Source organism: Kluyvera sp. STS39-E (genome assembly GCF_040932435.1).
Lineage (GTDB): Bacteria > Pseudomonadota > Gammaproteobacteria > Enterobacterales > Enterobacteriaceae > Kluyvera.
The window spans coordinates 24,991-37,997 of the sequence record NZ_JBFQGA010000012.1; the positions used below are offsets into that span (position 1 = coordinate 24,991).

12 protein-coding genes are annotated in these 13,007 nt (G+C 51.9%); 10 read left to right on the forward strand and 2 right to left on the reverse strand.

All coding sequences use genetic code 11. From position 1 onward, the window contains the following. The first annotated feature begins 81 nt into the window (after nucleotides 1–81). The 3 genes from AB4K05_RS21970 to AB4K05_RS21980 all read left to right on the forward strand — a co-directional run bounded on the left by AB4K05_RS21970 (nucleotide 82) and on the right by AB4K05_RS21980 (nucleotide 5,456). Entirely contained in the window at nucleotides 82–1,317 is a 1,236-nt protein-coding gene (locus AB4K05_RS21970; RefSeq protein ID WP_004110112.1) for an AAA family ATPase, read from the forward strand. A 180-nt stretch (nucleotides 1,318–1,497) separates the two neighbouring features. Then, nucleotides 1,498–5,016 carry a DNA polymerase III subunit alpha gene (gene dnaE, locus AB4K05_RS21975; protein ID WP_080112985.1) on the forward strand — a complete coding sequence of 1,173 codons (3,519 nt, stop codon included), beginning with the start codon at nucleotides 1,498–1,500 and terminating at the stop codon, nucleotides 5,014–5,016. Beyond that, nucleotides 5,013–5,456, forward strand: a complete 444-nt coding sequence (locus tag AB4K05_RS21980) for a hypothetical protein (protein WP_002213143.1) — start codon at nucleotides 5,013–5,015, stop codon at nucleotides 5,454–5,456. Before dnaE ends, AB4K05_RS21980 begins: the two co-directional genes overlap by 4 nt. A 30-nt stretch (nucleotides 5,457–5,486) precedes the next feature. Here AB4K05_RS21980 and AB4K05_RS21985 read toward each other — a convergent pair whose 3' ends face one another. Continuing rightward, on the reverse strand, nucleotides 5,487–6,050 hold the full coding sequence (locus AB4K05_RS21985; protein WP_006812564.1) for an AlpA family transcriptional regulator: 564 nt from the start codon (nucleotides 6,048–6,050) through the stop codon (nucleotides 5,487–5,489). 81 nt (nucleotides 6,051–6,131) lie between these two features. Next, nucleotides 6,132–6,356 carry a hypothetical protein gene (locus tag AB4K05_RS21990; RefSeq protein ID WP_071785734.1) on the reverse strand — a complete coding sequence of 75 codons (225 nt, stop codon included), beginning with the start codon at nucleotides 6,354–6,356 and terminating at the stop codon, nucleotides 6,132–6,134. A 257-nt stretch (nucleotides 6,357–6,613) separates the two neighbouring features. Between AB4K05_RS21990 and AB4K05_RS21995 the strand changes: the two genes are divergently transcribed. From AB4K05_RS21995 to AB4K05_RS22025, 7 genes are all read left to right on the forward strand, one after another. Further along, nucleotides 6,614–7,045, forward strand: a complete 432-nt coding sequence (locus tag AB4K05_RS21995; RefSeq protein WP_023315972.1) for a hypothetical protein — start codon at nucleotides 6,614–6,616, stop codon at nucleotides 7,043–7,045. A gap of 119 nt (nucleotides 7,046–7,164) precedes the next feature. Further along, nucleotides 7,165–8,193: a hypothetical protein gene (locus AB4K05_RS22000; RefSeq protein WP_004110098.1), complete on the forward strand. Its 1,029-nt coding sequence runs from the start codon at nucleotides 7,165–7,167 to the stop codon at nucleotides 8,191–8,193. Between the two features lie 60 nt (nucleotides 8,194–8,253). Next, nucleotides 8,254–9,198 carry a 5'-3' exonuclease H3TH domain-containing protein gene (locus AB4K05_RS22005; protein ID WP_023315974.1) on the forward strand — a complete coding sequence of 315 codons (945 nt, stop codon included), beginning with the start codon at nucleotides 8,254–8,256 and terminating at the stop codon, nucleotides 9,196–9,198. After that, nucleotides 9,198–9,464 (forward strand): hypothetical protein, encoded by a 267-nt coding sequence (locus AB4K05_RS22010; protein ID WP_000920226.1) that lies wholly within the window; start codon nucleotides 9,198–9,200, stop codon nucleotides 9,462–9,464. The genes AB4K05_RS22005 and AB4K05_RS22010 overlap by 1 nt, the downstream gene beginning before the upstream one ends. A 2-nt stretch (nucleotides 9,465–9,466) precedes the next feature. After that, nucleotides 9,467–11,809, forward strand: coding sequence for an LAGLIDADG family homing endonuclease (locus tag AB4K05_RS22015; protein ID WP_368481908.1), 2,343 nt, complete (start codon nucleotides 9,467–9,469; stop codon nucleotides 11,807–11,809). 91 nt (nucleotides 11,810–11,900) lie between these two features. Continuing rightward, nucleotides 11,901–12,101 (forward strand): hypothetical protein, encoded by a 201-nt coding sequence (locus AB4K05_RS22020; RefSeq protein ID WP_032655925.1) that lies wholly within the window; start codon nucleotides 11,901–11,903, stop codon nucleotides 12,099–12,101. Between the two features lie 3 nt (nucleotides 12,102–12,104). After that, nucleotides 12,105–12,935, forward strand: a complete 831-nt coding sequence (locus tag AB4K05_RS22025; protein WP_004110049.1) for an SPFH domain-containing protein — start codon at nucleotides 12,105–12,107, stop codon at nucleotides 12,933–12,935. The last annotated feature ends 72 nt before the right edge of the window (nucleotides 12,936–13,007 follow it).

The window sequence follows — 13,007 nt, forward strand, 5'->3', positions numbered from 1 at the left end:
AAATAAGTAATCACTTACTATACAGCCTAATATATTTATATAAGATATACCCCACGAACGACAAACAGTAAGGAAAAACACATGACCGCTACTGCACTACAGCAAGAAGAACATTTGCCAGAAGCCATCGTCTGCAAGTGGTGTGGCAAATCCTTTCATTACCTGAAATCCCATATCTCTATGGGCCGCTGCGAGAACATTCCTGAGTCCGCGAAAGGTCTGGACGTGGACGAGGTGGTGAAAATGTACACTACTGCGTTTCCGGATGAACCAACGATCTCTCGCACGGCACTGGCCAAACTCAATGAGAAGCGTGCCGAAAAGCATTCAGGTGAAGGAAAAGTGGCGGACATTAGCGCACATCCGGGCTACGCAGGAACGGTCGAATACAAGACCGAACTGGTGGCCGCGCACGAGCTGCTTGGCGTAACGATCAAAGAGCTGGGAACGCCACGCGGAAAACCACTACAGGTGACAGTCAACGTCAACACGCCATATCCGGAGTTCGTACCGGAAGCGAAGAAGAACTATGTGTATGGCGACTTCGACCTGATTAAAGACATCTTCATGATGCTGGAAATCGGAATCCCAGGCTATCTCTGGGGTCATGCAGGAACCGGTAAATCTTCTCTTCCTACGCAGCTATGCGCCCTGCTGAATCGACCACTGATCCGCGCCCAGCATACGGCGTCTATGGAAGAAGCACACGTTACAGGCCAGATCCTCGCTCGCGATGGCTCCACCTACTTCGAGCCTGGTTTGCTGGCGCTGGCGATGAAAAATGGCTGGGTGTACCTCGCTGATGAATATGACTTCGCGTTCCCGCAGATTCTGGGTGTGTACCAGCCAGTTCTTGAAGGAGAACCGCTGATCATCAAAGAGGCAACTCCGGACTGGCGCCGTATCACTCCGCATAAACGCTTTGCCTTCATTGGCACTGGCAACACTAACGGCTCTGGCGACGAAACGGGTCTCTATCAAGGAACGAACATCCAGAACGCGGCGAACTTCTCGCGCTTCGGCATTGTTTCGAACGTGAAGTACATGAGCACTAAGGCTGAAGTCAACATGCTGGCTGAGGCTGGCGTCATCCGCGAATACGCCGAGAAGATGGTGAAATTCGCGAATCTTGTCCGTGAAGGTTATGAACAGCATCTGATCAGCCAGCCAATCGGCCCTCGCGAGCTGCTGCTGTCCGCAAAAATCGGAATGATGCGCGGTGATTTCTCTGCCGGCATCGAAAAGTCGTTTATCAATAAACTTCCATCCACGTCTGCACAGGCAGCGCGTGAAGTGGTTCAGAAGATCTTCGGTTAATCGTGCGTAAAGGATGTTTCGGCTCTCTTATCGCAGCGTCTGAAACTGGCCGGGCTTGTCTGGCGTGTCCGGATAGGCCCGAGTGCCACCAGTCAGCCAAAGAGGTTGCGATTTCGATGTATGGGAAGTTCGTTGGCTTCCCCAATGACAAAATCAAGAAAACCAGAAAGGTAAAAACACATGAAGGCTCTGATGGTCAGAACTGACTTCTCCCTGGGAGAGTCGGCTCTAAAAGCAGAAAACGCGGTGAAAATCGCGAGAGACGCTGGCTACACCGCTGTCATTTCCGCTGACAGCATGAACATTGCCAGTGTGATCCCCCTGCAGCGTGCCGCTGGCGACGACATGGCGGTTATTTGTGGTGTTAAGCTGAATGTTGTCGACGATCCGACATACGAGCACCGCGCCCGCCTTGCGAAAGAGTCAGGGGGATGTATGGAATCATTGGTACGTGATCGCAGCTACTGCTTCACGGCACTGATAAAGAATGAGCAAGGTTATCGCGACGTGTGCGAACTGATGACCTTAGCCAACAAGCGCGAGCAATTCTACTTTGTCCCGCGTCTGGCGCTTGACCAGCTGGCGGCCGCATATGCCAAAGGCAACATCATCCTGCTGACGTCTGACATTGGCAGTGTATTCCAGCGCCAGGACTTCGCAAAGATTATCGGGACGCTGGTCACAGCTGGAGGACGCGATAACTTCTACAGCGTGGTTTATCCGCACCCTACCCCATTCTACGACCAGATTAACGTCCGGGCGATGAAAGTGGCGAGCGCACTGAAAATAGAGCCAGTGGCGTTCTACCCCGCTTATTACGAAGCGGTCGACGACGCTGACATTAAAGACATTGCGCACATGGTTACGAACAACATCAAAATCGACCAGCCGCATCGTCTGCGTATTCCCCACCAGCGAGATAACGCCGTTAATGGTCGCCGCCATCTCCTTGAAGCGCTGAAAGCCTTCTCCGTTCGAATGGATGTGCCGGTAACAGCTGCAATGGCCTCAACAACGCAGGACACCATTATTGAAGCCTGCACATGGCGCTGGCATGAATTGCCACCAGCACTGCCCAAGATGGCAGACGACGAGCCTGCAACGCTGATGAAGCTGGCTGTCGCGGGGCTGCGTAAGCGTCTTACTACCAAAGAGTTTGGCTACACACCACCGGCTTCTGAGCACCGTGTGTATGTTGATCGCCTGAAGTACGAAATGGACACACTGACCCGCCTGGGCTTCTGTGGTTACTTCCTGATGGTGCGCGACCTGATGAATCACAGCCGTGAAACTGGCATTCCTGTCGGGCCAGGTCGTGGTTCCTCTGCCGGTTCTCTGGTGGCGTGGTGTATAGGCATAACCAACGTCGATCCTATCCGTCACGGTCTTCTGTTTGAGCGTTTCATCAACCCTGAACGTCTCGACTTACCGGATGCGGATCTGGACTTCAGCCAGGCACGTCGTCATGAGGTGATCGAGTATCTGAATGAACGCTATGGCGAAGATTACGTTGCCGGTATTCCGAACTTCACCTATCTGGGCGCCGCTTCTGCGCTGCGTGACACTGCGCGTATTTACGGTGTCGACGCTGCGGATATGGCGGTATCCAAAGAGTTCAAGAATCTGGAAGACGATAGCCTGTCTCTGGAAGAGCTGCGCGAGCAACTGGCCAGCCTGGACAAATACGCCACGAAAAACCCGGAAGCGTTCAAAGCGGCGTGTAAGCTGCAAAGCCTGATGCGTGGTTTTGGTCGTCACGCTGCGGGGATGATCGTCGCTGGCGTTCCACTGGTAGAGCGCACGCCCGTCGAGCTGCGTGGCAATGCTCGCTGTATTGCGTTCGATAAACGTTACTGCGAGGCGATGGGGCTGATTAAGCTGGACGTTCTCGGTCTGGCCACACTGGATCTGCTGGATAGCGCGAAACGCTACATCAAAGAGAGTACCGGGGAAGACATCAATCTCGATGCTATCCCACTGGACGATCGCAAGGTTCTGGATGGGTTCGCTGCAGGGTACACGCAGGGCGTATTCCAGCTGGAGTCCGGCCCCATGCGCAAGCTGCTTAAAGATCTGGGCGGTGGCATTGAGCCAATGAGCTTCAAAACCGTTGTCGCCACGACCGCACTCTTCCGACCTGGCCCGATTCAATCCGGCATGTTGGACGACTATGTCTCCGTGGCCAAAGGCTTCATGGCTCCACAGTCGCTGCACCCGGTACTGGACGAACTTACCGCGGAAACCAACGGCGTGATTCTGTATCAGGAACAGACGATGAACGCGACACGATTGCTGGCCGGCTTCACGATGGCCGAAGCAGATGGTGTGCGTAAAGCGATCGGTAAAAAGGATATGGAAAAGATGAAGAGCATGGGCGAGAAGTTCGTCGTTCAGGCTCAAGCTGGTTGGATCGACGTTGAGATGGAAGACGGCACAACGCAGCGCATTCACCGCGCGGAACACTTCAAATGTGAGGACGGCGCACTGCGGACGGTCGAAGAAGCGCTGGAGGCAGGTGTGAAATTGCCTATGGCTGCTGTACGCGTTACAGGGTCACAACCCGGCTTGTCTGAGACGAAAGCTAAGGAGATCTGGGATGCCTTCGAGAAGAACGGTGCGTATCAGTTCAACAAATCACACTCCGTTGCCTACTCGCTGATCAGCTATCAGTCTATGTGGTTAAAGACACATTACCCTGCTGAGTTCTTCGCTGCTGCGCTCACCATTCTGGGCGAGGATAAGCACCAGGGGCTGGTTAAGGATGCGCTGACCTATGGCATTCGCGTATTGCCACCAGACGTTAACGTGTCATCTAACCGAATTGAGATCCGCACGCTGGAAGACGGCAGCCAGGTACTGTATGCGCCATTCTCTGCTGTGAAAGGCTGCTCTGAGAATGGTTGCCAGGCCATCATGAGAGCGCGTGAGAAAGTTGGCGGCAAATTCGAGTCACTTGAGCAATTTGAGGAAGCGGTCGAGAAGCGTGCGTGTAACAGCCGGGTACGCGAGTCACTGCAAAAAGTAGGTGCGTTCGCATCGATTGAGCCTGGCAGTCTGCCAGCGACAGATCCGGAACGACTGCGCGACCAGGCAGAGTTGATGGGCAATCTGGTGATCGACGCTGTAAAAGCCTCTCGACCGTTCGAGATGAACCCTAAGCGCTCTGCTGAAGTGAATGTACTGATGACTCGCATGGCGGCCGAAATGGGTCTGGGAGACGACCTGATCCGCCCAAGCATTGGCATTAAGCCGAAAATCATGGTCATTCTGGACAACGCGAACGGCAATGATGGGCGTACCGGTTACTTCATGGAGAACGGCTACGACGACTTTAAGGCGAAGTTGCTTACTGCAGGCGATCTGCGCATGGGCGATCTCTACGTCACCGGCGTGTGCAAAAAGGTGAAGGACAAAGAGAAGGACTACACCAAAGACGAGATCGGCCAGTTCACCGACTTTATGCGTGAAGAGATCAATCTGGTGCGTCCGACCTATGTGCTGACGTGTGGCAGCCGGGCGACGTCGCTCTTCAACAACAAGAGCAAACCATCCGACCTGGTTGGACGCAAAGAGTATCTGCCGGAGCTGGATGTGACCGTTTTCTACGGATTTAACCCGAACATTTTGTACTTTCGCCCAGAAGAAGGCGAAAAGCTGGAAGCAATTCTGGCAGAGGTAGCGGAGACTATTAGCAAATGAATAAAGAGAACACCATGAACGAGGCACAGAAGATTGCACAAGCGCTGGCGGCTATCCCAGCGGATTTTCAGGATAAAGCTGTTGCGGCCACCATGCGGTCGCAGTTCTGGGAAATCATCGACTGCCCGGTCACGTTAGATCTGGCGCTGGCGTTCGCCGGGCTGGATGGTGCCGATAAAGTCAGTCGTCTGCGTAAATGTGCCAGAGCGCTGGCGCTTAAAACGCAAGATCCGAAGGCGTGCCAGTATCTGCTGGAGATCTACGAATCGGATAATCCAGAGGAACAGTTGGAGGCGTTCAAAGTGTTCCGCAATCGGCTGGTGCTGAAGGTGGCCAAAGAGTTTATGGAAGTGAACAAGATTGGCGATGTGAGACAGTACAGGCTGAAACGCCAGACCAGAGTCACGCTATCCAACATTTTTGGTAAGAAAGTCGCATAAAGCAAAAACCCGCCGATTGGCGGGTTTTTTTCATGCGCATTCGGCGTGATGACGTCGACGTGCGATAAGAGCTACCGCGATCGACTCAACTTCTTGAAAATCTTTTGAAGCGCTTGCACGTAAGGCAAGGTTCCATTTACTCAGCACACGAGCGTTATTTACCAAGTTGCTGTCTTCTTTTAATCGACCGTTCTTTAGTAGCCATTCGGCTACATCAGCCCAATCCCAAAGTGGAGATTGGCCTTTGATTCGTTGGATAGGGCAAGGGAAGTCTCCGCTACCACGAGTGCCATCTTTCAGCATCGCAATCGCCTGGCGAGACATTTCTGTTATTTCTGCAATGTCGCTCAAGCCTACAAGGGCAGAGTCGACAGATTCAACAATAGCGCCGATTCCGGCTGATTCGATATTGTCGACCGCTGATGCAATAGCGGCATCCAGCGATTCAGCTTCGCGGTCGAACTCAACATAGACGGAGTTTCCATATGCGCAAATCAGCGCATCGTCACAGCCGCTTTCGTACAGCGCGTCTTCCAGTCCTTCGGTCTCATACGTTACGCCTGAGAGTGTCAGAGTGAAGTTATAAAGCGCCATAGTACCTCTTCGTTTAGTATTCAGAGTATTCTCTTATTGATTCGGTAAGGAGTTGTTGTCGCAACTCCTTACCGGGCAAAATCAATCGCAGCGATCTACCATACGAATGATTTGCTTGGCATGGTTTTCAGCACTTCTCGGTGTCGACCATACGCTCATCTGGTGATCTCGGTGCTCACCTTCTGGACTGCCGCAGCGCAATTTGCAAAAACAGTGTGCAGAATCGCCTGGTGGAACCCAAACCCAGCCCTGAGTTACAGCATATTCAATGGCCGCTTGAATGTGCTTATTAGTATGTTTCTTCAGATACAATTTATCTCCGGCATATTATATGTTCGGTGTTGACAACTGTCAACGGCAAGTGAAATCCCTCCGTCCGTGTCCCCACCACATTGTCGTACGCTGTCTACGGCCAGCTTTTAACGGGGCATAGAGTACCAGAACCACCTGATTTTTCACTGGCTTACCTATCTCATAACCTCCATTTCATCGTGTCATAATCTCCACCGCCTGTTTCCATTATGATAAAATTGATATATAGAAATAAGCTGGAACCTATCAAAATGAGTGCAGATATCTACGAAAAAATCATGTCCGATCTGGAGTTCGACCGCGACAATCTTGAGGAAGTCTGGCGTCAGCAACCGCGCCTGTTGATGGAGTACGGCTCTAAGCTGGCGCGGGCAGAACGCGAAGTCGCAGATGCAAAACTCTCCCTCGATGCGATTGAGGCGAAAATCTACGACAATGAGCGTAAGAACCTGAGTATGAACGGCATTAAGTTTAATGAGTCCGTACTGGAGGCGAAGGTTAGAACCAACCCGCAATACCTCGCGAAGCGCCAGAAACTCGACGATGCCCGGCACGTTGCTGATCTGTACAAGCACGCTGTTGTCGCCTTTTCCCACCGCCGCGACATGATTGTCCAGGCGTCCAAAATGGCTATCGTGGAGATTGAGCGTTTGGGCGCCGAACGTTTCCACTCTCCCCGTTAATTTATGCTAGATCATAAGTAAGCACTGATCTATCATTCTTCTCGCTCGAAAGAGCCACGAATAAACGAACGCCCAACGCGCATAGCGCCAATGGCCACAATCACAACAAGGAGAAATACATGTCTAAGTCATTACTTGATCTGCTTAACAAGACCCGTGGCGATATTGCTTCTAAACGTGGCAATAACGTTGATTTGACCCGTCTGAAAGACGGCAATAACTATCTGCGCATTTTTCCGAACAAGGACGACCCGAATGGCGTGTTCTTCCAGACTTTCGGTATGCACTACGTTAAGCATCAGAATGAGGAAGGCAAAGATGTAACCACCGCCTACATCTGCGAACAGCACACCCACGGCCACGCTTGCCAGCTGTGTGAGATGGTTATGGAAGGTCGTGCTCGCTTTAAGGGCAACAAAGCGATGGAAGAGCGCATTAACAGTATGCGTGCTACACCGCGTTATCTGGTCAACGGTGTTCTGTCTGCGCGTGAAGACTTTGCGGACGCAGAGAAATGCCAGCTGATTGAGCTACCGTCTACGGTCTTCGACGATATCTGCAAAGTGATGTCCGAAGATATTGCGGATGATATCGGCAATCCACTGAGCAAAGAAGAAGGCTATGCGTTCCTGATTAAGCGTACCGGTTCCGGTCGTGACACCAAGTACGACGTATCCCCGAAACGTAAAGTCTACAAAGGCGACATTCCTGAGAAGCTCTGGACTACCCAACACGATCTGATCGCATACGCGAACCAGGCTGACGAAACCCGTCTGCTGTCTACGGCTCGCACTATGGGTCGTCTGATTGGTATCGCGGCTCCGGCAGCAACAATGTCCTCTCCGGCCATTTCTTCCGCTGCAAAATCAGCTGCTGCTGAACTGCCAGGCTTTGGCTCTATCACTGGTCATACGGAAGGTGCAGCTGCTGTCGCTACAGCACACACTCCGGCTCCAGAGTCCACCAGCCTGGTTGATGAAGAGATCCTGCGTGCCGCTGAAGCTGAGTTCAAACCGGAAACTAAACCGGAAGAAGTTAAAGCTCCGGAAGCCGCCGCAGCTGCAAGTGCTTCAGCATCTGCTGCCGCTGCATCTGCACCAGCTGACGAAGGTCTCGACGACCTGCTGGCTGAACTGGACGCTCTGTAATCCCATAACGTGACCAGTAAGGCGTCTACGGACGCCTTACTTTTTGGAAGGAGTGTACCGGTGAATTATCTCTTTGTGGACGGTAACAGCCTGGGCTATTACCACCAGCAATCCGACAAATTACACAACGGCGAGATGGAAGTTCAGGCGGCTTTTGGCTTCGTGAAGAACGTTCGTCGTTACGCCTCAATTCTCCATGCCCGCCCAATGATCTTGTGGGATGGATTCAGCGACAAACGTCGCGACTTCTACCCGGAGTACAAAGCGAATCGCGATGACGACCCGGATATGAAGAAGATGAAAGAAGGCTTTGCTCTCCAGAAGCCGTACATCTTGAAAATGATGACCGCGCTGGGCGTTAACCAACTCATTGCAAAGGATGCAGAAGCGGACGACCTGGCTGGAATGCTGGTCTCTCGCCTGGCACCGCAGCCGACCGTTGACCATATCTACCTGCTGACAGGTGATGGCGACTGGCTCCAGCTGGTTCGCGAGAACGTGAGCTGGGTAAGCCTGCGTGAAGATGCCAAGCACAAACAGGTGAACTTCGAACAGTTCGCAGAGCTGACTGGTCTGCCGACGCCACGCGCGTTTCTGGAAGCGAAAGCGTTGCAGGGCGATAACTCGGACAACATCAAAGGCGTCGGTGGCATTGGTGATGGTGGCGCGAAAGAGCTGCTTCATGAATGGGGAAGCGTGGCCGCAATGGTACGCGGCATTAACGACGGCTCCATTGTCATCAACAAAGGTCGCTATAAGACGGCATTCAACAAACTGGCAAAGAATGCCTTCAACGAGAAGACGGGCTGCCGGATGCTCGAAGCCTTTAAGCGCAACATGATGCTGATGAACCTTATCGACACAAAATTCCCACCCAGCGAAATCGAGTCGATTAAAGGCGCACGCGACATGAATGCCTTCGAACAGATGTGTTACGAGCTGAACTTCCGGTCGTTTCTGGAAGATCTGGAAGTGTTTGTTCTGCCATTTGAGAGGTACTGCTGATGCTGAAATCCATCATTAATGGCGGGGCAACTACGCCAACCATGCTGGCTAAAGAGATTGTCTTCTGCCACGGCGAGCACGCTGTGGTGGCGCTGCCGAACATTCTGGGCGCTGCTGGCATTTCTGCTACTGAGCGTGAGTTCGCGCTGGTCAGCGAGCAGGTCGTGAAGATCATCGCTCGCGTCGCCAAACACCTGAACCACGACGCAATCAAGTTTGACGAAGCCGCTGCTTCGAAGCGAATCAACGAATCAAAAGGAGCCTAATCATGGCAAAAGGCAAATCCGCACTGGCACTGGCGCTGAAAAAGAAAATCGGCAGCAATGACGAGATCCAGAAAGTCTCCCACTGGATTGACTCCGGTTTCCCTCCACTAAACAAAGCCATTTCCGGACGTTACGACGGTGGTTTTCCGTGTGGACGTATCGTTGAAGTCTTCGGGCCACCAAGCGCGGGGAAATGTGTTACCGCAGACACCATGCTGCTGACGGAGCGTGGAATGGTAACAGTGAAAGAACTGTTTGAGATTGAGGGGCACAAAGCAACATGCACTACTCGCGATGTAGAGCATAACGTTGGACTCATCAATGAAAATGGCGTGATAGAGAAGACCTCACACCTGACATGGAACAACCGTCGCAAATTCAAGCGCATTAAGCTGGCATCAGGGGGTTACATCGAGGCTACGTTCCGTCACCCAATTCGTGTGGTTGACGACTTAGGCAATATCGTCTGGCGGTATGCTGAAAAAATCAGTGTAGGCGACACGATTCCTTCAATGGTTGGCACACATCAATTCGGCGATCAGCACTTGGATGCCAATATCGCAAAACTGATGGGCTATTTAATTGCTGACGGATACGTGGCCTCTGAAAATTCTGTGCATTTTTCTAACACAGATCCATTCATCAAGGATGAGTACTACCGCCTCATTTCGCTGGTATCAGACAAGATGCCAGTTACGAGAAAACATAACGGCTCGGAAGACCATGTGCTGTTTAGCAAAGAGGTGCGTTCGCTGCTTTTTAAAGAATATGGTCTGGAGTATGAGAAAGCTGCTGGCAAGCAGGTTCCGTTGAGTGTGCGTCGCGCCAATAGCGAGGCTCAAATTGCATTCCTTCGCGGCTACTTTGAGCTGGAATGCCACGTCAATGATGGTCGCTGCATTGAGGTTGTGAGCGCGAGTGGGCTGCTGCTACAGCAAATTCGCCTCATGCTCCTGAATCTGGGGATTACGTCAACTATCTCTGAAAAACACGTCGCAGGTTATAAAAACATATATTACCGGCTGTCATTCAGTGGCTCTAACTACGACCTTTTCCTGTCAACGATTGGGTTCGAGTCTCCGGCTCGTTTAGCAGTGGCAACCAAACGGGACATTAGTTTTGACCGCACTTATTTAGGCTACGTTCCGCACATCAGCGGCTTAGTGAAATCACTCTACGAGTCACTCACCAAGACCTCTCGTAAAGACTACGTTCTGGTAGATCACGTTATTGGCCGCGGCGATCGTGTCGGAATAGACAAACTGCGAGAAATCTATGTCTCCTTCATTGGCAGAAAGAATCGTTTTAACGAGCATCTGTTTGCACAACTGGCAGCGGTAATTGACTCTAACTTGTTCTACGACGAAGTCGTGGCTATTGAGGAAGGTGAAGCACCAACGTTCGACGTAGCGATGCCGGAAACACACTCTTTCTGGTCTAACGGGATTATCAGCCACAACACATTCCTCGCGACGGCAGCGATGGTGTCAGCACAGAAACAGGATGGTCTGGCCGTGTTCCTTGACCACGAAAACAGTTTCGACGTTGGTCTTGCGGTGGCGAATGGCTTGAACGCCGACGAAGACGACGGTCAGTGGGTCTACAAACAGCCGGATACCTTCGAAGACTCCGTCGAGCTGATCGGCACAATCCTCAAGCTGGTGCGCGACGAAGAGCTTATCCCGGAAACAGCCCCTATCTGCATCGTTGCCGACTCTCTGGCGTCGATGGTTCCGAACTCGAAGGCTGAGAAGTTCGACAAGATGGCAGAAGGCACTGCGAAGGACAAAGATCAGCTGAACATGAACGACAACACGGCGCTGGCGCGCGCGACGAGTGCGAACTTCCCTACTCTGGCGCTCTGGGCGCGTAAGTACAACGCGTGCATCATCTTCTTGAACCAGGTGCGTACCAAAATTGGCGTGATGTTTGGCGATCCGACTACGTCTCCGGGTGGTGACTCTCCGAAGTTCTACGCGTCGGTGCGTATCCGTCTGGGCGCATCCGTCATGAAGGATGGCAAAGAGAAGATCGGACAGGACGTTGGCGCCGAGTGCATTAAAAACAAAGTCGCGCCTCCGTTTGGCAAATGCTCATGGAAATTCTACTTCGACCCGACTCGCGGGCTGGACGTCATCGAATCGCTGGTTGAGTACATGCTGGAGGAAGGATACCTGCCCAAGAACGCCAGCGGGCGTGTGGAAATTGGCGATAAGAAATACACCAAATCGCAGATCGTCGAGATGTACCGCGAGAAGCCACTTCCGGAAATCATCGCAGCACTCCAGGCGATAGACGAGCGTCGAGCGAAAGAGTCGACCCCAGCCGAAACAGAAGAAGCGTAATCACAGGGCGTCCGTTGGACGCCTTTTTTATACTTGAAAATATATAAGTACTTACTTATCATTTCTACACCAAAACGACAAAAGGAAACACATGATCAAGGGTTATCTCATGGCTGTTTCAGCGGTGATATCAGTCTGCTTTATCTACGGTTTACTGGTTCCATCGCTTATCTCAGCTAAAAGCGATCTGGCCTTATTTATCGGACTTGCCATCGCTGTAGTCTTCCCGGTTGCCTTGTTAAAAGCTGGCCGCAGGTATATCAACTCACTCAATAAAATTAAGGAGAAGTAAGTAATGAAGAAAGGTTTACTGGCGGTGGCTTTGGCTGCTATTTGCACAATGGGTCTGACCGGCTGCGATCGCGTGGAACCGGGATACGTTGGCATTAAGGTAAACAAATTGGGTGAAGACAAAGGTATCGGTGAAGTTGTCGGCGTTGGCCGTCAGTGGACTGGTCTGAATACCGAGCTGTACACCTTCCCCACTTTCAAACAGATGAAAACCTACGATGAGCCGTTCACATTCCAGATGAGCGACGGTACAGCCATCGGCCACAAAATTGGTGTGGCATATCTGGTTAATCGCGACAAAGTAACTACCGTATTCCAGACCTATCGCAAAGGTGTTGATGACATTACCGACACTGATCTGCGCCAGAAGATTGCGGACTCACTGAACCGTCTGGCCAGCCGCATGACTACCGACACGTTCATCGACGGTGGCAAGGCGTCTTTGCTCGACAATGCGCTGAAAGACATTCAGGCAGAAATGTCACCGGTAGGTATTGAGGTTATTAGCCTGTCATGGGTGGGCAAACCAGACTACCCGGACACTGTCATCGAATCTATCAATGCCAAAGTGACCGCGAACCAGAAAACGCTCCAGCGCCAGCAGGAAGTTGAGCAGCGCAAGGCAGAAGCGAACATGCTGCGTGAACAAGCCGAAGGTGAAGCCGACGCTATCCGCAAGCGTGCTCAAGCAGAAGCTGATGCCATCAAGTTGCGCGGTGAAGCATTACGTCAGAACCCGAACGTCATGGAGCTGGAAGCCATCAACAAATGGAATGGTCAGTTGCCTCAGTACATGACTGAAGGGGCCAATACTCCGTTTATCGCGTTGAAGTAACAGCCTTTTCAAAGATACGGCGTCCACTTGGACGCCTTTTTTATTTCCGTATTATCACCAACAAGAAAACAA